At 72.6% G+C, this 19,665-nt stretch carries 17 protein-coding genes and 1 tRNA gene; 13 read left to right on the forward strand and 5 right to left on the reverse strand.

What is annotated here, in order from left to right:
- Positions 1-111: 111 nt before the first annotated feature.
- From ACWC94_RS18970 to ACWC94_RS18990, 5 genes are all read left to right on the forward strand, one after another.
- The gene (locus ACWC94_RS18970; protein ID WP_450797784.1) at positions 112-1,317 is read left to right on the forward strand and encodes a DNA polymerase III subunit delta'; all 1,206 of its coding nucleotides are present in this window, start codon (positions 112-114) and stop codon (positions 1,315-1,317) included.
- Between the two features lie 237 nt (positions 1,318-1,554).
- Entirely contained in the window at positions 1,555-3,159 is a 1,605-nt protein-coding gene (locus tag ACWC94_RS18975; RefSeq protein ID WP_450797785.1) for an alpha/beta hydrolase, read from the forward strand.
- Between the two features lie 108 nt (positions 3,160-3,267).
- A tRNA-Thr gene (locus ACWC94_RS18980) sits at positions 3,268-3,341 on the forward strand.
- A gap of 359 nt (positions 3,342-3,700) precedes the next feature.
- A complete protein-coding gene (locus ACWC94_RS18985; protein ID WP_450797786.1) occupies positions 3,701-4,594 on the forward strand; it encodes a glycosyltransferase family 2 protein in 894 nt (297 codons plus the stop codon).
- A gap of 483 nt (positions 4,595-5,077) precedes the next feature.
- Positions 5,078-8,587 (forward strand): BTAD domain-containing putative transcriptional regulator, encoded by a 3,510-nt coding sequence (locus tag ACWC94_RS18990; protein WP_450797787.1) that lies wholly within the window; start codon positions 5,078-5,080, stop codon positions 8,585-8,587.
- Between the two features lie 55 nt (positions 8,588-8,642).
- Here the strand turns inward: ACWC94_RS18990 and ACWC94_RS18995 are convergent, their stop codons facing one another.
- Both ACWC94_RS18995 and ACWC94_RS19000 read right to left on the reverse strand, forming a co-directional pair.
- Positions 8,643-10,343 carry a bifunctional 3'-5' exonuclease/DNA polymerase gene (locus tag ACWC94_RS18995; RefSeq protein ID WP_450797788.1) on the reverse strand — a complete coding sequence of 567 codons (1,701 nt, stop codon included), beginning with the start codon at positions 10,341-10,343 and terminating at the stop codon, positions 8,643-8,645.
- A 48-nt stretch (positions 10,344-10,391) separates the two neighbouring features.
- On the reverse strand, positions 10,392-11,141 hold the full coding sequence (locus tag ACWC94_RS19000) for a Clp protease N-terminal domain-containing protein (RefSeq protein WP_450797789.1): 750 nt from the start codon (positions 11,139-11,141) through the stop codon (positions 10,392-10,394).
- A 214-nt stretch (positions 11,142-11,355) separates the two neighbouring features.
- Between ACWC94_RS19000 and ACWC94_RS19005 the strand changes: the two genes are divergently transcribed.
- Entirely contained in the window at positions 11,356-12,465 is a 1,110-nt protein-coding gene (locus ACWC94_RS19005) for a DUF2786 domain-containing protein (RefSeq protein WP_450797790.1), read from the forward strand.
- A 103-nt stretch (positions 12,466-12,568) separates the two neighbouring features.
- Here ACWC94_RS19005 and ACWC94_RS19010 read toward each other — a convergent pair whose 3' ends face one another.
- Together ACWC94_RS19010 and ACWC94_RS19015 are read right to left on the reverse strand one after the other, a co-directional pair.
- On the reverse strand, positions 12,569-13,084 hold the full coding sequence (locus tag ACWC94_RS19010; protein ID WP_450797791.1) for a DUF4232 domain-containing protein: 516 nt from the start codon (positions 13,082-13,084) through the stop codon (positions 12,569-12,571).
- Between the two features lie 112 nt (positions 13,085-13,196).
- Positions 13,197-13,712, reverse strand: coding sequence for a hypothetical protein (locus tag ACWC94_RS19015; RefSeq protein WP_450797792.1), 516 nt, complete (start codon positions 13,710-13,712; stop codon positions 13,197-13,199).
- A gap of 370 nt (positions 13,713-14,082) precedes the next feature.
- Between ACWC94_RS19015 and ACWC94_RS19020 the strand changes: the two genes are divergently transcribed.
- From ACWC94_RS19020 to ACWC94_RS19035, 4 genes are all read left to right on the forward strand, one after another.
- Entirely contained in the window at positions 14,083-14,457 is a 375-nt protein-coding gene (locus ACWC94_RS19020; protein ID WP_450797793.1) for a VOC family protein, read from the forward strand.
- A gap of 7 nt (positions 14,458-14,464) precedes the next feature.
- On the forward strand, positions 14,465-14,812 hold the full coding sequence (locus tag ACWC94_RS19025) for an ArsR/SmtB family transcription factor (RefSeq protein WP_450797795.1): 348 nt from the start codon (positions 14,465-14,467) through the stop codon (positions 14,810-14,812).
- Positions 14,809-15,282, forward strand: coding sequence for an SRPBCC family protein (locus ACWC94_RS19030; protein WP_450797796.1), 474 nt, complete (start codon positions 14,809-14,811; stop codon positions 15,280-15,282). Before ACWC94_RS19025 ends, ACWC94_RS19030 begins: the two co-directional genes overlap by 4 nt.
- A gap of 145 nt (positions 15,283-15,427) precedes the next feature.
- Positions 15,428-15,697, forward strand: a complete 270-nt coding sequence (locus ACWC94_RS19035; RefSeq protein WP_351243994.1) for a DUF397 domain-containing protein — start codon at positions 15,428-15,430, stop codon at positions 15,695-15,697.
- 89 nt (positions 15,698-15,786) lie between these two features.
- Here ACWC94_RS19035 and ACWC94_RS19040 read toward each other — a convergent pair whose 3' ends face one another.
- Entirely contained in the window at positions 15,787-16,281 is a 495-nt protein-coding gene (locus ACWC94_RS19040) for an ATP-binding protein (RefSeq protein WP_450797797.1), read from the reverse strand.
- Between the two features lie 344 nt (positions 16,282-16,625).
- On the opposite strand from ACWC94_RS19040, the gene ACWC94_RS19045 reads away from it, so the two are divergent.
- The 3 genes from ACWC94_RS19045 (at position 16,626) to ACWC94_RS19055 (ending at position 19,651) form a co-directional block, all read left to right on the forward strand.
- Positions 16,626-17,450, forward strand: a complete 825-nt coding sequence (locus ACWC94_RS19045) for a helix-turn-helix domain-containing protein (RefSeq protein WP_450797894.1) — start codon at positions 16,626-16,628, stop codon at positions 17,448-17,450.
- A 69-nt stretch (positions 17,451-17,519) separates the two neighbouring features.
- Positions 17,520-18,980, forward strand: a complete 1,461-nt coding sequence (locus ACWC94_RS19050) for an aldehyde dehydrogenase family protein (RefSeq protein WP_450797798.1) — start codon at positions 17,520-17,522, stop codon at positions 18,978-18,980.
- 113 nt (positions 18,981-19,093) lie between these two features.
- Complete coding sequence (locus tag ACWC94_RS19055; protein WP_450797799.1) at positions 19,094-19,651, forward strand: DinB family protein; 558 nt, start codon at positions 19,094-19,096, stop codon at positions 19,649-19,651.
- The last annotated feature ends 14 nt before the right edge of the window (positions 19,652-19,665 follow it).

The following is a 19,665-nucleotide window of genomic DNA, read 5'->3' on the forward strand; positions in this document are numbered from 1 at the left end:
AGCGGTCGGCGCCGCCCTTCCACACCGCGCCGATCACCGTCCGCGTTGTCAGTGCCCACCCGCACAATGGAGGGCAGGAAAGCGGAGTGTGACGGAAGGGCGGCGTGACCCATGACCGTATGGGACGACCTCGTCGGGCAGGAGAAGGTGAGCGCGGTGCTCGACGCGGCCGCGCGGGACGCCGACGCCCTCGTCACGGCCGCCGCGGCCGACGAGCCGCTGCCCGAGGCGTCGAAGATGACGCACGCCTGGCTGTTCACGGGCCCGCCCGGAGCCGGCCGGAACCAGACGGCGAGGGCCTTCGCCGCGGCCCTGCAGTGCGTGAGCCCCGACCGCGCCCTCGGCGGCTCCCCCGGCTGCGGATTCTGCGACGGCTGCCACACCGCGCTGCTCGGCACGCACGCGGACGTCACCACGGTGGCCGCCGTGGGCTCCGAGATCCTCGTGAAGGACATGCGTGACACGGTCCGCAAGTCGTTCACCTCCCCGGCCAACGGCCGCTGGCAGATCATCCTGGTCGACGACGCCGAGCGGCTGAACGAGAAGTCGGCCAACGCCGTCCTGAAGGCGGTGGAGGAGCCCGCCCCGCGCACGGTCTGGCTGCTGTGCGCCCCCTCCATCGAGGACGTCCTGCCGACGATCCGGTCCCGCTGCCGCCACCTGAACCTGCGCACACCGTCCGTGGACGCGGTCGCCGACATGCTCGTACGGCGTGACGGCATCGATCCCGGGGTCGCGGCGGCCGCCGCCCGCGCCACCCAGGGGCATGTCGACCGGGCCCGGCGCCTCGCCACCGACGCGGCGGCCCGTGAGCGCCGCGCGGCCGTCCTCAAGCTGCCGCTGCGTCTGGACGAGGTCGGCGCCTGCCTCAAGGCCGCCCAGGAACTGGTCGACGCGGCCGCCGAGGACGCCAAGCAACTCGCCGAGGAGATGGACGGCAAGGAGGCCGAGGAGCTGAAGGCGGCGCTCGGCGCGGTCCAGGGGGGCCGGCTGCCGCGTGGCACGGCGGGGGTGATGAAGGATCTGGAGGACATGCAGAAGCGACGCAGAACCCGCACGCAGCGCGACAGCCTCGATGTCGCCCTCGGGGATCTCACCGCCTTCTACCGCGACGTCCTCGCCCTCCAGCTCGGCTCCCGGGTGGCGATCGCCAACGCCGACGCCGGGGACGCCCTGGAGCGGCTGGCGCGCGGCAGCACCCCGGAGTCCACGCTCCGCCGCATCGAGGCGATCGCCGCGTGCCGCGAGGCCCTCGACCGCAATGTGGCTCCGCTGCTGGCGGTGGAGGCGATGACGATGGCACTGCGCGCGGGCTGACCCCCGCACATGGCGGACGGGTCGCCCCAGAGCTGAGGGCCGACCGCAGCACCGGGGCCCGTGGCGCTTCGGGCGACCCCGCCCGACCGGACGAGGCCGGACCCCTGACACCGCTCTGACCACCTCTGACGCGCTCTGGCACCGCTCTGACACCTCGGAGGTGCGGGTATGTCCCCCGTACGAGCCATAATCCCCACGTGCCGCTCCCGATCCGTCGCTCAGCGTTACGCTCGCTTGATGCACCTCAGGTCATCTCCCCGCCGGACCCGGGGCCTCCGCACCCGGACGACGGCGCGTCTCACGGCCACCCTCCTGGCGGCCGTCGCCCTGCTCGTGTCCGCCTGCTCCTCCGGGAGCTCGACCACCTCGGCCGGCGGTACGACGGAGGCGGTGCTGGCCGCGCTGCCGCACGCGACACCGTCGGCACTGTCTCCGTACTACGGCCAGAAGCTGCACTGGCGCGGCTGCGGTGTCTCCGGCTTCCAGTGCGCGACCATGAAGGCCCCGCTGGACTACGCCAGGCCCGGCTCGGGTGACGTCCGACTCGCCGTCGCCCGGAAGAAGGCCACCGGCAAGGGCAGGCCGATCGGTTCGCTGCTGGTCAACCCGGGCGGTCCGGGCGGCTCGGCGGTCGGCTACCTGCAGAGCTATGCGGGCATCGGCTATCCGGCCGACGTCCGCGCGCGTTACGACATGGTCGCGGTGGACCCGCGGGGCGTCGCCCGCAGCGAGCCCGTCGAGTGCCTCGGCGGCCACCAGATGGATGCGTACACGCAGACGGACATGACACCCGACGACCAGCAGGAGCGGAACGCGCTGGTCACGGCGGACAGGAAGTTCGCGGAGAGCTGCGGGGCCCGTTCGGCCCGGCTGCTGCGGCACGTCTCCACCGTCGAGGCGGCGCGGGACATGGACCTCCTGCGCGCGGCCCTGGGCGATCCGAAGCTGAACTACGTGGGGGCGTCGTACGGCACGTTCCTCGGGGCGACGTACGCCGGGCTGTTTCCCGGCCGGGTGGGCCGGGTCGTCCTGGACGGCGCGATGGACCCCTCCCTGGATGCCCGGACGCTGAACCTGGAGCAGACGGCCGGCTTCGAGACGGCGTTCCAGGCGTTCGCGAAGGACTGCGTACGGCACTCCGACTGCCCGCTCGGCGGCAAGGGCGCGACACCCGCGCAGGTGGGGGACCACCTCAGGGCGTTCTTCCGCAAGCTCGACGCGCATCCCGTCCCGGCGGGCGACGCGGACGGCCGCAAGCTCGGCGAGGCGCTGGCCACCACCGGGGTGATCGCGGCGATGTACGACCAGGGCACGTGGGAGCAGTTGCGCGAGGCGCTGACCTCCGCGATGAAGGAGAACGACGGGGCGGGCCTGCTCGCGCTCTCCGACAGCTACTACGAACGTGACGCCGACGGCCACTACAGCAACCTGATGATGGCCAATGCCGCCGTGAACTGCCTGGACCTGCCGCCCGCCTTCACCGGTCCCGACCAGGTGGAGAAGGCGCTGCCCGCCTTCGAGAAGGCGTCCCCGGTCTTCGGCGCCGGCCTGGCCTGGGCGTCGCTGAACTGCACGTACTGGCCGGTGAAGGCCACGGGTGAGCCGCACCGCATCCGGGCCGGGGGCGCGGCGCCGATCGTGGTCGTCGGCACCACCCGCGACCCGGCGACCCCGTACCGCTGGGCGCGGTCCCTGTCCCGCCAGCTGTCCTCGGCCCGCCTCCTGACCTACGTCGGCGACGGCCACACCGCCTACGGCCGCGGCAGCACCTGCATCGACACGGCGATCAACACCTATCTGCTCCACGGCACCCCGCCGACCGTGGGAAAGCGCTGCTCGTAACCCTCCCGCCGGCCCCGGAGCCACCCGCTCCGGGGCTGGTACGAAGCACCCCTGGAAACTGTGTAGACTTACCGACGTCGCTGATCGCACCATAGGTGCGGCTGGCACGCCGCTTTAGCTCAGATGGCCAGAGCAACGCACTCGTAATGCGTAGGTCTCGGGTTCGAATCCCGAAAGCGGCTCCGGTAAAGGCCAGGTCACATAACCCGTGACCTGGCCTTTTGCGTTCTTGGGTGAGTGCCGGGACGGCCAGGGTGGCCGGGATGGACGCTGCTCCGAGGCCGGAGTGCAGCCTGCTCGTCCTCGTCTTCGCCTTCGCCCAGCCGGACAGCGCCGAAGCGAGTGAAGCGGGGGAGTGGAATCTGCCGCCGGGCTCGTCAGCCTGGGCCGTGGAGCGGACGTGCGAAGGAATGTGGAGCAAAAGGGCCGCAAAGTGAATCGGGGTCAGGTGAACCCGCGGAGCTGAGGCAACATCTTGGTGAACGGCGGGCACCGCGCGCTCAGGGGGCGGTGCCGCCGTCGGCCGGATGGGGTGAGTGACGTGGTGGAGCCGAGGATCGCCGTCGCCGTGGTGACCATGGGCAACCGGCCCGCCGAGGTCGACGCCCTGCTGGAGTCCGTGGCCAAGCAGGACCTCGCCCCCGCCCGCGTCGTCGTCGTCGGCAACGGCTGCCGGCTGCCCGAGTTCGCCCGCCGGCTGTCCCTGCCCGGCGAGGTCACCACCATCGACGTGGAGGAGAACCTCGGCTGTCCGGGCGGCCGGAACGTCGCCCTTGCGCGGCTGCGGGAGTACGGCGACGTCGATGTCGTCGTGGAACTGGACGACGACGGGCTGCTCGTCGACGCCGACGTGCTGCGCCGCGTACGGGACCTGTACGCCGCCGACCCGCGCCTCGGCATCGTCGGCTTCCGCATCGCCGACGAGCACGGCGAGACCCAGCAGCGGCACGTGCCCCGTGTGGGCAAGTCGGATCCGATGCGCGGCGGTTACGTCACCGGCTTCCTCGGCGGCGGGCACGCCCTGCGCATGGAGATGCTGGCCGAGACGGGGGACTGGCCCGCCGAGTTCTTCTTCGCGCACGAGGAGACCGACCTCGCCTGGCGCGCCGCCGACGCCGGCTGGAAGATCCTCTACGCTCCCGAGCTGCTGCTCCAGCACCCCAAGACCTCACCGGCCCGGCACGCCATCTACTACCGCGTCAACGCCCGCAACCGCGTCTGGCTCGTCCGGCGCCGGCTGCCGTTGCCGCTGGTTCCCGTGCACCTCGGCGTGTGGACACTGCTCACCCTGGCCCGCACCCGCTCTCCGGCCGGGCTGAAGGCGTGGTTCGCCGGTTTCACGGAAGGGCTGCGGGAGCCGGCCGGCGAGCGCCGCCCCATGCGCTGGCGGACGGTGTGGCGACTGACCCGGCTGGGGCGCCCGCCGGTGGTGTGAGGAGCGGCCCGTCAGGGAACCGGGCTGTGGGGCACCGCCGGTGGACCGAACGGCGCGAACGGGCCGTGGGCAAGGGAAAGGGCCGTGGGCAAGGGAACGGGACGGGGCCCCGGGCGTTCACCTCCGCCGACCGGGGCCCCTTGCGTCCCCGGATCCAGCCTGCGGCGACACTCCCCCGAGTTACGCGACATACGCGCGCGCCGTCGGGCCAGATCCGATGGTGATGATCACATCAGGATTCGCCAACGGATCGCTAACATGTGGCCAACGGTTCGTCGGCAGGTCAAGGACCCGTTGGCTGGAACTTGCCGACGGTTTCCGGAAACAGGCCGTCGGACAGGCCGATCCGGGGCCGGACCGGCAGACAGAAGGTGGCGGGAAACCGTTGTGGACAGGGTGGATTTCCGCCAAGGATCGGCGGGCGTACGCTCGCCGCGAAGCACGGTCGGTCCCGACCGCGCGGGAAGGCAGTGGAGCGGCGTGATGCGGCGGTACGGGCTGCGGTTCGGACTGCTGGGACCGCCGGTCCTGTACGACCGACCGCCATTCGGAATCTCGACCGAACCTCCCGGCGCCCGTCCCGAGGGTCCTGCCGCCGACGGCACCCCGCACGGCAAGCCCCCCACCGACGGCCCCGACGCCTCTCGCGGCCCCGACGGGTCTGCCGGCCGCGGCGTCCCCGGCACCCCGGGAGACAGCGCCCCCGGCACCCCGGGAGACAGTGCCCCCGGCACCCCGGGAGACACCGCCCCCGGTGAAACCGCTTCCCCCGAGCCCGGCCCCGACGGCACCCGGATCCCCTCCCCCCACCAGCCGGACCCCGGCACCCCCGACAGCCTCGTCCGTGCCATCGGCAGCCCCAAAGTGCGCGTGCTGCTCGCCGCGTTGCTGCTGGAGCCCGGCCGGGTCGTGTCGGTGGAGTCGCTGAAGGACGCCCTGTGGGGCGGCGCGCCGCCGGTCTCCGCGCAGGCGTCCCTGCACAACCACGTGACCCGGCTGCGCCGGCTCCTGGACGACCCCGACCGGCTCAGGGCCGTACCGCCGGGATACCTACTGCGCGTCGACCACGGCGAGTTGGACGTGCACGTCTTCGACGCCCGGGTCGTCGAGGCGCGGGCCGCGCACACCCGGCGGGACTGGCCGGGCGTCGTACGGGCCTGCACGGCCGGACTCGCGCTCTGGCGCGGCACCCCGCTCAGCGGGCTCCCCGCCGACCTCGGCGGTTACGCCCTGGTGCAGCGCCTGGAGGAGGCCCGGCTGCTCCTGCTGGAGTGGCGCTACGACGCCGAACTCGCTTTCGGCGGAGCACGGTTGGCTGGCATCGTCCCGGAGCTGGCGGCGCTGGTCGCCGAGCATCCGCTGCGCGAGGCGTACCACCGTCAGCTCATGCTCGCCCTGCACCGCACCGGCCGCCAGGCCGAGGCGCTCGCCGTCCACCGTGACCTGCGCGCCCGTCTGGTCGAGGAACTCGGCATCGAACCCGGCCCGGCGGTCCGCGAGGCGCATGTCGAGGTGTTGCGGGGGAGCGACGAGGGACAGCGGCGTGCGGACGAGGACTCTGACGCCCGCCGGCCGGGCGTGGCGAGCGATGTCCGTCAACCACCCCAGCACGGCCGTGACAGGGGCGCCGACGCCGAGCAGGAGGGTGCGGTGCCGACTCCGCGCCCCGGTGCTGCGCCGGAAGTCCGGCAGACCCCACGACCGGCACAACTGCCGCCCCCGCCGGCCCATTTCACCGGTCGTTGCGAGATCCGGCGCGAGCTGTGGCACGCGCTCACCGAGCCGCCCGCTCCGGCTCCCGCCATCGCCGTGATCAGCGGCATGGCGGGCGTCGGCAAGAGCGCGCTCGCCCTGGATGTCGCGCATGGGTTGCGGGAACGGTTCCCCGACGGCCAGCTGTACGTCAACCTGCACGGCGCCACCCCAGGGATGACCCCGCTCCCCTCCGCGCAGGCGCTCGCCGCGCTGCTCCGGGACCTGGGCGTCGAGCCCCGCGGTATCCCCGAACACCCGGACGCGGCAGCCGCCCTGCTCCGCTCGCTGCTCGCCCCGGCCCGCATCCTGCTGGTACTGGACGACGCGGCGAGCGCGGCCCAGGTGCGGCCCCTGCTGCCGGCCGGGCCGGGCTGTGCGGTGATCGTCACCAGCCGCTCGCCGCTGACCGCCCTCGACGGCGCCCGGCGCTTCCCGCTCGCCCCGCTGACCGGCGAGGACAGCGCGGCGCTGCTCCGTGCCGTGAGCGGACGTGAGGGGCTGCACGCCGGTCACGCACTGGTCGAGCTGACCGGCCGGCTCCCCCTGGCGCTGCGCGTCGTCGCCGCCCGGCTCGCCGCGCGTCGCGCCCTCACCCCGGACGCGCTGGCGGGGCAACTCGCCGAGACCGGCGGCCGGTTGCGGCACCTGGAGTACGACGACCTCAGCGTCCGGCGCTCCCTGGCCGTCGCCCACGACGCGCTCGCCGCCGCCGAGCGCGAGGCCGACCGGGACGCGGCCCTCACCCTGCGCCACATCGGCGCGCTCGACCTGCCGACCTACGGCGCCCCGCTGATCGCCCGCCTCACCGGCACCGACGAGCGCCGCGCCGAGGCCGCCCTCGACCGCCTGGTCGACGTCGCCCTGCTGGAGGAGACGGCGTACGGCCGCTACGCCCCGCACGACCTGGTCCGCGACTTCGCCCGCGAACTGGCCGAGACGGGGAAGGACATGGGGAAGGACACGGGGAGGGGGCCGGGGAAAGACACCGGCACGAGGGTGCCCGGGGGCCCGTCCGGCACCGAGTCGGGGCACGACGGCCTCGGCCCGCACCGGGACACCGCCGGCCCGGCCGATGCAGCCGCCGCGTCCGGCCCCCTCCCGGTCCCCGCCCCGGACCTGACCGCCCTGCGCTGGTACGCCGCCGTGGCCGAGCGGCTGCTGCAGGCGATCGCGGAGCCCGGGCTCGACCAGGACGACCGGCGTCGGCCGACCTCCGCGCAGCCCCCGGAACACGCGACGGACCTGGCCGGGCTGGCGCCCTTCGAGTCCGCCGAACAGGCCTTCGCCTGGGGTGAGGTGGAGCTGGAGAACGTCGTCGCCCTGGTGTCACGGAACGCGGACACGCCCGACACGGACCGTGCCGCCTCTCTCTCGGTGCTGGCACGGCTGCTCTTCCCGTATGTCCAGCGTGGCGGACGGGTCGCCGAGATGGAGGTGCTGGGGCGGGCCGCGCTCGGGGCGGCGCGGCGGCTCGGGGACGCGGCGGCCGAGGCGTACGCGCTGGGCGACCTGGCGGGCCTGCACTTCCTGGCCGGTCGGCAGAAGGACGCCCTCGCCCTCACCGACCAGTCCCTGGAGATCTGGCGGCGGCTCGGTGTGGCCTCCCGGATCCGGCGCTGCCTGAACAACCGAGGGCTGCTGCTGGAGGGGCTCGGGCGGTTCACGGAGTCCGGGGAGGCGCTGCGGCAGAGCCTCGCGTACTCCCGGCAGCTGAACGACCCCTACGGGGAGGCCGTCACCCACAGCCACCTCGGCAACCTCTACGAGCACACCGACCCGCGCGGCGCCATCGAGCAGCACCGGCGCTCGCTGGCGATCGGGGACGCGATCGGCGCGGTCATCGTGCAGCACTCGGCGCACTGCAACATCGGATACGCCCACCTCACCCTGGGCGAACCGGGGGCCGCCGCAGGGCACTTCGAGGAGAGCCTGCGCATCCTCGGCGGCCACGGCGACTGGCACGGCGAGTCCCAGACCCGGCTGGGCCTGGTCCGCGCCCTGCGGCAGCTGGGGGAGACCGAGCGGGCGGGCCACGAGTGCGCCGAACTGCTCAGCCGGGCCGACGCCCGCGCCGACCGCTACATGGGCGGCCTGGCCCGGCACCAGCAGGGACTGCTGCTGCGCGCGCGGGGGCGTCGCCCGGAGGCGCACGACGCCTGGCACGCGGCACTCGCGGCCCTGGACGGCACGGACGAGCAGGAGGTCGTGACGGAGCTGCGAGAACTTCTCGCCGAGTGACCGGAGAGCTGGTGCACAACTCTCGCGGAGCGACCGAAGCGCGCCGCGGCGGCGCTCACTTGGCGTCGGCATAGCACTCCACCACCGCCGTCGTGAACGGGAACCGCACCGGGGTCTCGCCGAAGGTCAGCCGGCCGGCGAGGTCGGCGGCGTCACGGATGGCCCGCACGACCGTGCCGGCCTCGTCGGCGGGGCAGTGCACGATCACCTCGTCGTGCTGGAAGAAGACCAGTTCGGCCTTGAGGTCCGCGCAGGACCTGCGGAGCGCGGCGAGCATCAGCAGGGCCCAGTCGGCGGCGCTGCCCTGGACGACGAAGTTCCGCGCGAAGCGGCCCCGCGCGCGGGCGTTGGTGGAGGCGTACCCCGGGACAAAGGGGGCCTGGCCGTCGGCCTGGGGCTCGGCCTCGTCCTCGCCGACGGGGATGCCGGCCTCCTCGGCCGCGTCCCCGCCGGAACCGGCGGCCGGCGGGCAGGTGCGGCCCAGCCAGGTGCGCACCAGCCGGCCCTCCTCGCCCGCGCGGGCCGCCTCGTCGACGTAGGCGACGGCCTTCGGGAAGCGGCGGCGCAGCGCGGCCAGGTTCTTCAGGCCGTCACCCGAGGTCTGGCCGTAGACCGCGCCGAGTACGGCGATCTTGGCCTGGTCGCGGTCGCCGGAGAAGGCGCGGTCGGACACGGACTGGTAGAGGTCGCTCTCGCGGCCGGCGACCTCCATCAGCCCGGGGTCGCGGGAGATGGCGGCGAGTACCCGCGGCTCCATCTGGTCGGCGTCGGCCACCACCAGCCGCCAGCCGGGGTCGGCGACCACGGCCCGGCGGATCACCTTGGGGATCTGCAGTCCGCCCCCGCCATTGGTCACCCAGCGTCCGGTGACCGTGCCGCCGGCGAGGAACTCGGGGCGGAAACGGCCCTCGCGCACCCAGTCCTGCAGCCAGGACCAGCCGTGCGCCACCCAGATGCGGTACAGCTTCTTGTACTCCAGCAGGGGTTCCACGGCCGGGTGGTCGACGGACTGGATCTCCCAGCGGCGGGTCGAGCGCACCTTGATCCCGGCCTGCGCGAACGCCTTGACGACGTCCGCGGGCAGGTCGGGGCGCACCCGGCGGCCGAACGCGGCGGACACCTCGTCGGCCAGCTCGGCGAGGCGGCGCGGCTCGCCGCCGCGCGTGTACCGCTCGCCCAGCAGCTCGTGCAGCAGGCCGCGGTGGACCTCGGCGCTCCACGGGAGGCCCGCGTGGTTCATCTCGGCGGCCACCAGCAGGCCGGCCGACTCGGCGGCCGTCAGCAGGCGCATCCGGTCGGGGTGGCCGGTCCGCTCGTGCCGCCTCAGCTGCTCGGCGTAGACCGCGAGGAGGTCGGTCAGGGGCAGCCGGATCCCGGTGGGCTCGAACAGCGGGGACTGCGCGCCCGGTTCGGCCGGGCGCTGGGGCGGGTCGGGCGGCACGGGGCCGCCCCGGAGGCGGGCCAGGGCGGCGGCGGCCGAGCGCGGCTCGCCGTACCGGCCCTCGTGGCCCAGCAGGAGTGTCTCGGCGTCCTCGATGTCGTAGCAGCGCTCCACTCGCACCCCCGTGGCGAGCAGACGCGGGTAGACCTCGGGGGTGGACCGCCACACCCAGCGCGTCACCTCCGGGCGGCTCCGCACCGCCCCGGCGGGATCGCTCTCCCGCCGCACCGGCCCGGCGGGCAGCCCGTCCGGGCCGAGGGGGGCGACGTCCACGCCTCCGTCCTCGGCCGGTGCGAGCGCCCACCGGTCGGTCATGAGAGCGAGTGTGGCAGGCGGCACTGACAATGACCCTGGCCTGCGGCTTCAGTCCTCCTTGGGCTCCTGGGCGGGTTCCTGGCGCTTCTCCGCCAGCAGTGCCAGCACCGTGCCGAGGTACTCCTCGGCCGCCGCCTTGGTGATGCCGAGGCCGCTGAGGACGCCCCGGCCGTTCTCGTGTTCCAGCAGGGCCAGCAGGATGTGCTCGGTGCCGATGTAGTTGTGGCCGAGCCGGAGGGCCTCGCGGAAGGTGAGCTCCAGGACCTTCTTGGCGTCGGGGCCGTAGGGGACGAGGTCGGGGACCTCGTCCGCGGCGGGCGGGAGCGCTGCGGTCGCCGCCTGGCGTACGGCGTCCAGGAGGACGCCCTGCTCGGTGATCGCCTTCGCGGCCAGCCCCTCCGGCTCGGCCAGCAGCCCGAGGATCAGGTGCGCGGGGCGGCCCTCGGGGTTGCGGGCGGCCAGTGCCTCGTTGTGCGAGGCCATGACGACGTTCCGGGCGCGCGTGGTGTAGCGGCTGAAGTCGGCCGCACCCAGGTCGGCGGACTCCTTCGGCACGAACCGCTTCTGCGCCGCCTGCCGGGTCACGCCCATGCTCCTGCCGATCTCGGTCCAGGAGGCGCCGGAGCGGCGCGCCTGGTCGACGAAGTGGCCGATCAGGTGGTCGGCCACGTCGCCGAGGTGATCGGCGGCGATCACCGCGTCCTGGAGCTGCTCGAGGGGCTCGGAGTGAGTCTTCTTGATGGCCTCGATGAGGTCGTCGAGGCGTACGGATGCCGTGATGTTCGAGTTCGTGGCCATGTGTCAACCGTAGGTTGCACCCTGGGCACTGTCAACCGTCGGTTGACAGCCTGTCCGACCCTGACCGCATCGGCGACCACCCCGGCCCGGGCCGCCCGCACCCCTCGTGCGCCGACGGCCCCGACCGCTCTCCGGCGCCCGTCGCCATCCCGTCGTCCACAGCCTGTGGACAACCCTCGGCCCGGTGTCGGTGGGGCATGGCACGATCGACGACGTGACCAGCACCGCCAGCACCGTCGAGCGGGCCTTCCGGGCCGCCCTCTACGACGACACCGACACCGGCCTCGACACCGGCGCCTCCCTGCTCGCCGCCGACCCCGCCGCGGATACCGAACTCGCGCACCGCGGCGAGGAGTTCGTCGCGACGGCCTGGCGGCGCGGCTGGCAACCCGCCGACGTCATACGACTGGTGCGGCGCGAGCTGGAGGACGCGCATGTCCGCCGGGCCGCCGCGCTGATCCGCGCGCAGGCCGGGCGGGACCGCCCGCGCGGGCGCCGCTGGGCCGCCCAGCTGGCGGACCTGCCCCAGGACCCCGCCCGCGAGACCGACCGCTTCGAGCGGGCCACGACCGCACTGGAGCTGTACCGCCTGCTGCTGCGCCTGCCCGCCCTGGAGCCACTGGAGGAGGAGTCGCGCCCCGCCCCCGGCCCGGCCGCCTCCCGCATGCTCACCCGTATCCGCGCGCTGCTCGCCAAGGCCGAGGCGACCGGGTATCCGGAGGAGGCGGAGGCGCTCAGCGCCAAGGCGCAGGAGCTGATGGCCCGCCACAGCGTCGACGAGGCGCTGCTCGCGGCCGGAGCACCCGCGCCGGACGCGCCCGGTGCCTGCCGGATCGGCGTCGAGCCGCCGTACGAACAGGCCAAGGCGGTCCTGCTCGACGCCGTGGCCGGCGCGAACAACTGCCGCGCGGTGTGGAACGAACCGCTGGGCTTCTCCACGGTCGTCGGCTTCGAGGCGGACCTGGAGGCCGTCGAACTGCTCTACACCTCGCTGCTGGTGCAGGCCACGCACGCGATGACGAAGGCGGAGGCCGCGCAGCGGGCCGGCGGACGGAAGCGGACCAAGACCTTCCGGCAGTCGTTCCTGGCCGCCTACGCCCATCGCGTCGGCGACCGGCTCGCGACCGCTGCCGAGACCCAGGTCACCCAGGACCTGCTGCCGGTCCTGGCCACCCGGGAGCTGGCCGTCACCGACCGGCTGGAGCGCATGTTCCCCGAGACCACCACGACCCGGCTGCGCGGGGTCAGCGACGCGGCCGGGTGGACGGAGGGATCGCAGGCGGCGGACCGCGCCGAGGTCAGGACCCGCCGCCGCCTGGAGTGACACCGCCGCCGCCTGGAGTGGCACGGCCCCGCCTGGAGTGACACCGCCGCCTGGAGTGGCACGGCCCCGCCGGAGTGACACCCCGCCCGGGCTGGAGTGGTGCTCAGTCGCCGACCTGCTGGAAGGCGCTCACGGAGGCGTCCGGGCCGCTCCCGCCGGCCTGCGCCGCGACGGGGCCGTAGGACCAGGGGAAGCTCCGGGCGGTGGGGGAGCCCGGCAGGCTGATCGTCACGGTCTTCGCGTCCACCCCGGTCTTGCCGCCCGCGTCGCCGCGCACATAGCTGATGGTGAAGGACGCCGAGTCGCCCTTGGCGAGCTTGAGCTTCTGGGCCTTCGCGCCCTTGAGGGCCGGCACGTTGGTCTTGGCGCTGCCGGCGTCCAGGGCGACGCCCGCGAAGTGGTCCAGGGTGCAGGGCTTGCTCTGGTTGGTGATGCTGACGGGAATCTCGCCCGTGTCACCGGCCTTCGGCGCGACGCTCGCCGACCCGATCTGCACGGAGACCCCGCCGATCTCGCAGGCCGAGCTGTTCTTGCTCTCGCTCTTGTTCCCACCGCCGCCGCAAGCGGTGAGCAGCAGGGCGGCGGCGAGGGCCGTGACGGTGAGCGGAATGGCGCGCATGAGCGGGTCCCATCGAGGTCGTGACGGTGCCCCTGCATCATGGCGCCTGTGTGCCGCACCCGCTCGCACACCCCCTCGGAATCACCACTTCAGGTGGCAGGCCCCGCCGGCGTCACTTCTTCACCCGGGTGGGCAGTGCCGACGGCAGCTTGCCGCCGTCCGCCTTGGTGTACGTCTCCTGGCCGGTCCCGCCCGACCAGGTCACCGTCATGCCCTTGCCGTCCACCGAGTCGACCATGCCGGTGACCCGGTCCTTGTCGCCGTCGGGGCAGGTCAGATGGATCATCTGCATCCCCGCCTCCGCGCCCGCGGCCCCCTGGCACCACGCCTTGCGGCCGGTCACGAACAGCCCGGCCTTCTTCCCGGTGATCACCAGAGCCACGATCTTGCCCCCGCTCGTGGTGATCCAGCTGCCCTGGAGCTTGCCGGAGGCGCCGGTCACGGCCGGGGAGCCCGAGCCGGCGGTGGGTGTCGCGGTCGCGCTCGTCGGCGTCGGGGAGGCGCTCTTGCCGCCCCCGCCCCCGCCCCCGCTGCACGCGGTCAACGCGGCGAGGACACCCGCCAGCCCCGCGGCCACGGCCGCGGTCCGCACCCTTGCCGTCGCGCTCCTTGCCGTCGCAGAAGTCACGGAAAAGCTCCCAAGCTGTAGCGGCCGGCCGCCCTCGGCCGGACGACCCGCAGCAAGCTACCAGCAGTTACCGGGAGGACTTCAGGACGCCGGGCAGGAATCCGTTGTGAGCCTGCTCGCCCGCGGTCGTCCGCGCGGCTCGGCCCGGACCACGAGCCGTTGCGCGTTCGTGGACGACGGCCGGCGGGGGATCTCCGCCGGTCCGGCGCGCCGGGCGGCATTCCGGGCGACGACCTCCTCGCGGACCTCCTCGCGCCGCCGGCCCTTCGCGATCTCGCCCGTTGATGCCGTACTTCAGCAGGTGAACGCCTATGGGTAGGCAATCCCCTACGGTTGACGCGTAGGAGATCGCCTACCTATTCTTTCGGGTATGACCATCACCCACGCCTCCTTCGTCACGCTTCCGGTCTCCGACCAGGACCGCGCCCTGCGCTTCTACCGGGACGTCCTCGGTTTCACCGTCACCGCCGACCGGGACATGCCCCAGGGTCGCTGGCTCCAGGTGGCCCCCGAGGGGGCCCGGACCGTCTTCACGCTCTCCGGGCCCGGCATGGGCGGTTTCACACCCGGCTCCGCCCGGGGGATCATGTTGGTCACGACCGACGTCGACGCGGACTGCGCCCGGCTCGCCGCGGCCGGGACCCCCGTGCAGGGGCCGGACGACCTCCCCTGGGGGCGCATGGCCTCCTTCACGGACCCCGACGGCAACGGTCTGATGCTGATGACGGAGAAGGAAGGCTTCTGACCGCTCCATGAACGGGACGGGTACCGCCGCCGAGGACCGCGTCTTCGCCGCGCTCGCCAACGCCACCCGCCGCGAGGTGCTGCGGCTGCTGCGCGAGCGCGGACCGCAGCCCGTCCAGGCCCTGGCCGACCACTTCGACATGCGCCGCCCGAGCCTCTCGGAACACCTCAGGGTGCTCCGGGAGGCCGGCCTCGTCTGCGAACAGCGCTCCGGGCGGCAGCGCATCTACCGTCTCGAGGCGGCCCCGCTCGCCGAGGTGCAGGACTGGCTCCACCCGTACGAGCGGTTCTGGCGCGAGCGGCTGAAGGGCCTCGGCGCTCTGCTCGACGGCATGCCCGACGATCACCCCTCATGAGCACCGCACCCGGCGATGACGCGGACGACCTGACCACCGTCCGCGTCGACCAGTTCTTCCCGCACCCGCCCGCCAAGGTCTGGCGCGCCCTGACCGACCCCGGACTGCTCGCCCGCTGGCAGATGCCCGGCGCCGAGGGCTTCCGGCTGGAGGTCGGCCACCGGTACCGGATGACCTCCGTCCCGCGTCCCAGCTCCCGCTTCTCCGGGGTCGTGGAGGTGCGCGTCCTGGCCTACGACATCGAGCGGATGCTGTCCGTCCGCTGGGCCGACGCCGATCCGGCCAATCCCGCGGACTGGACCCTCACGTGGACCCTGGAACAGGAAGGGCGCGGTACGCGTCTCTTCCTAGTGCACGAGGGTTTCGATCCGGACGACCCGGCTCAGCTGATGGCACGGAAGATCATGGACGGGGGATGGCGTGGGCATGTCCTGCCCGCACTGGGGCAGACACTGGACCGGCTTCGGTAAAGCGGACGTCAAACCCGTAACTGCGGGAACACCCCGCGTGCACGTGCATTTGCTCATGCATCTGCACGTGAACGGGTTATGATCCGGGTCAGTTGACCACAGCATCTATGGCCACACCAGCCAGTGCACCACCGGGGAGCGACCTGTGGACCGCGACGTTGACGGCGTGTACGGGGGGTACGACGTGTACAACGGCATGGCTGCCGAGCAGTTGGTCGGCGTGGCCTGGCAGAAGAGCAGGCACAGCAACTCGCAGGGCTCCTGTGTGGAGTTCGCGCGGCTGCCGGGCGGCGAGGTCGCCGTACGCAACTCGCGCTTCCCCGACGGCCCGGCGCTCGTCTACACGCGCGCGGAGATCGAGGCCATGCTCCTCGGCATCAAGGACGGCGAGTTCGACCATCTGATCGTGAGCTGACGTCCGGGGCCTCGCCCAGGGCGTGCCGGTGGCAACGATGTCGGAGTGGACGCGCGTAGAAACCGCGCGTCCGTCGGTGCGCCGCAGCGTCAGCCCGCCGGCCGCAGCCGGAACAGCGCCCAGACGACCTTGCCCTGCAGGGTGCCGGCGAGGGGGTGCCAGCCCCAGCTGTCGGCGAAGGAGTCGACCAGGAAGAGCCCGCGCCCGGACTCGGCGGAGAAGTCGTCCGAGTCGCGCGGGACCGGCGTCTCGTGGCTCGGGTCGCGCACCGCGCACACCAGCCGCTCGCTCCAGCGCAACAGGTGCAGCCGGACGGGCAGGGTGTGTTCGGAGCATCCCGCGTCCGCCGGGAGGGCGTGGCGCAGGGCGTTGGTGACGAGTTCGGAGACGACGAGGCATATGTCGTCGAAGCGGTCGTCGGCGTCCCACTGGTCGAGGGTGGTCCGGGTGAAGCGCCGGGCCTCGCGCACCGCCTCGTACCGGGCGGGCAGGGCGCAGGAGGCGGCATCGGACACGGCCGCGGGGTCCAGTGGCGGAAGGCCCTGCCGTAACGGCTTGAGCATGGTCGATCCATTCGTCCCCATGCGAGGCACTCCCGGGAGTTCGCGGTCGTTGCGATGCAGCGGTGGCGCGGCACCATGGTTTCGGATGCGCACAGCAGATGCAAGGGCAGATGCACGTGCACGGGACCGAAATGGCCCTTCCCGTACCGCTTCTTGGCCATTTTTTCCGCCATCTTCTCGGCGATGGCCGCCAGTGGTCCTGACCTCTTCCCGGAAGCGGCTGGTGGAAACGGCCCGAGTCTTTCCGTTTCCGTAACCGGGCGAGTACTGCTCGAAGTGTTTTAGTGGCAGACTGCGGGCCCTGAAGACGGTTGGGGAGGCTGACGAACGTGAGCGCGGGAGAGCCCGGATCGGTGGTGCGGCGGATGCTGCTCGGTTCGCAACTCAGGCGACTGCGTGAAGCTCGGGGGATCACGCGCGAGAAGGCGGGGTACTCCATCCGCGCCTCCGAGTCGAAGATCAGCCGGATGGAGCTGGGCCGGGTGAGCTTCAAGACCAGGGACGTGGAGGACCTGCTGACGCTGTACGGCATCACGGACGAGGCGGAACGCGAGTCGCTCCTCTCCCTCGCCCGCGAGGCCAACGTGGCCGGCTGGTGGCACAGCTACACCGACGTCCTGCCCAGCTGGTTCCCCACCTATGTGGGCCTGGAGGGCGCCGCGTCCCTCCTCCGCGTCTACGAGGTGCAGTTCGTCCACGGCCTGCTCCAGACCGAGGACTACGCCCGCGCCGTGGTCCGGCGCGGTATGAAGGGCGCGAGCCCGGCGGACGTCGACCGCAGGGTCGCCCTGCGCATGGAGCGGCAGAAGCACCTGCTGGCGGACAACGCCCCCGAGTTCCACATCGTCCTCGACGAGGCCTCCCTGCGCCGCCCCTACGGCGACCGCCGGGTCATGCGCGGCCAGCTGCAGCACCTCATCGACCTCTCCGAGCGGCCCAACGTACGGCTGCAGGTCATGCCGTTCAGTTTCGGCGGGCACTCCGGTGAGAGCGGCGCCTTCACCATCCTCAGCTTCCCCGACGCCGACCTGTCCGACGTCGTCTACCTGGAGCAGCTGACCAGCGCCCTCTACCTGGACAAGCGCGAGGACGTCGCCCAGTACGAGCAGGCGCTCAAGGAGCTGCAGCAGGACAGCCCGGGCCCCGACGAGAGCCGGGACCTTCTCCGAGGACTCCTCCAACTCTCTTGACACGTAAGTACGATGACGTGTGATCAGACCTTGACCAGGATCTGCGTCCGCTAGTGATTGAGGGATCACATGTCGTCCTACTTCACCGACCTGGCCCAGCAGTACATCGACGGCGAGTGGCGTCCGGGCACCGGCTCCTGGGACGTCATCGACTTCAACCCGTACGACGACGAGAAGCTGGCCTCGATCACCGTGGCCACGGTCGACGAGGTGGACCAGGCCTACCGGGCCGCCGCCCGCGCGCAGAGGCAGTGGGCCGCGACCAACCCCTACGCCCGCCGCGCGGTCCTGGAGCGGGCGCTCAGACTCATAGAGGACCGTGAGCAGGAGATAGCCGACCTGATCATCGCGGAACTGGGCGGCACGCGCGTGAAGGCCGGTTTCGAGCTGCACCTCGCCAAGGAGTTCCTGCGCGAGTCGGTCCACCTGGCGCTGCGCCCCGAGGGTAAGATCCTGCCCTCCCCGGTCGACGGCAAGGAGAACCGCGTCTACCGGGTGCCGGTCGGGGTGGTGGGCGTGATCAGCCCGTTCAACTTCCCCTTCCTGCTGTCGCTGAAGTCGGTCGCCCCGGCGCTCGCGCTCGGCAACGGCGTGGTCCTCAAGCCGCACCAGAACACCCCGATCGCCGGCGGCACCCTGATCGCGAAGATCTTCGAGGAGGCCGGTCTGCCCGGCGGCCTGCTCAACGTCGTCGTCACCGACATCGCCGAGATCGGTGACGCGTTCATCGCGCACCCGGTCCCGAAGGTCATCTCCTTCACCGGCTCCGACAAGGTCGGCCGGCACGTGGCCACCGTCTGCGCCGCGCACTTCAAGCGCTCCGTCCTCGAACTGGGCGGCAACAGCGCACTGGTGGTCCTGGACGACGCCGACGTCGACTACGCGGTGGACGCGGCGGTCTTCAGCCGCTTCGTGCACCAGGGCCAGGTCTGCATGGCCGCGAACCGCGTGCTCGTGGACCGGTCGATCGCCGGTGACTTCACCGAGAAGTTCGTCGCCAAGGTGAGGTCGCTGAAGGTCGGCGACCCGCGCGACCCGCAGACCGTCATCGGCCCGGTGATCAACTCCCAGCAGGCGAACGCCATTTCCGGCGCCGTCGAGCAGGCGATCGCCGAGGGCGCCACCGCCCTCGTCCAGGGCGGCACGTCGGGCAACCTGGTCGAGCCCAGCGTGCTCACCGACGTTCCCGCCGACTCGGCGCTGCTGCGGCAGGAGATCTTCGGCCCGGTCGTCTTCCTCGTCCCGTTCGACGGCGAGGAGGAGGCGCTGCGCATCGTCAACGACACCCCGTACGGCCTCAGCGGCGCCGTCCACACCGGTGACATCGAGCGGGGCGTCGCCTTCGCCAAGCAGATCGACACCGGCATGTTCCACGTGAACGACGGCACGGTCCACGACGAGCCCATCGTGCCGTTCGGCGGCGAGAAGCACTCCGGCATCGGCCGCCTGAACGGCGAGACGACGCTGGAGTCGTTCACGACCGTCAAGTGGATCTCGGTGCAGCACGGCCGCAGCGCGTTCCCGTTCTGACGGGTTTCCGTTCCGGCCGGGCGTGTACTTGCGGACAGAACCTGACCGCAAGGGTCCGTAACGTCATCGGTGTCAGGGCGAGAGCCTCGGTGAACCGGTGAAGGGCGGCCGTCATGGTCAAGCATGTGCCTGCGGAGGCGAAGGGTGACGAGCGGGGAGCGCTGCTGGCGTTCATCGAGGAGCAGCGCGGCGGGATCCGCCGGGCCCTGCTCGGCCTGACCGAGGAGCAGGCCCGCATCCGCCCCAGCGTCAGCGAGATGTCCCTGGGCGGGCTTCTCAAGCACGTCGTCGAGGCCGAGCAGAGCTGGGTCGCCCGGGCCAGGCAGGAGCCGCCGGCGGTCCGCCGTGACGCGTCGAACTGGGAGGAGTGTTTCCGGCTGACCGGCGACGAGACGGTCGCCGGGCAGCTGGCGTACTGGGAGGAGGTCGCCGCCGAGACGGAGAAGGTCATCCGCTCGGCGCCGAGCCTGGACGACACCTTCCCGCTGCCGTCCGACCCCTGGTTCCCGCCGCAGGCCCGGGTCTCGCTGCGCTGGCTGGGTCTGCACCTGATCCGCGAGACGGCCCGGCACGCCGGCCACGCCGACATCATCCGCGAGTCCCTGGACGGGAAGACCGCCTTCGAGCTGGTGGCCCAGGAGGCCCAGGAGCAGGGCGCGTCCTGGGGGTGATCGCCGGGTCCTAA

It is taken from the genome of Streptomyces sp. NPDC001135 (genome assembly GCF_053598395.1).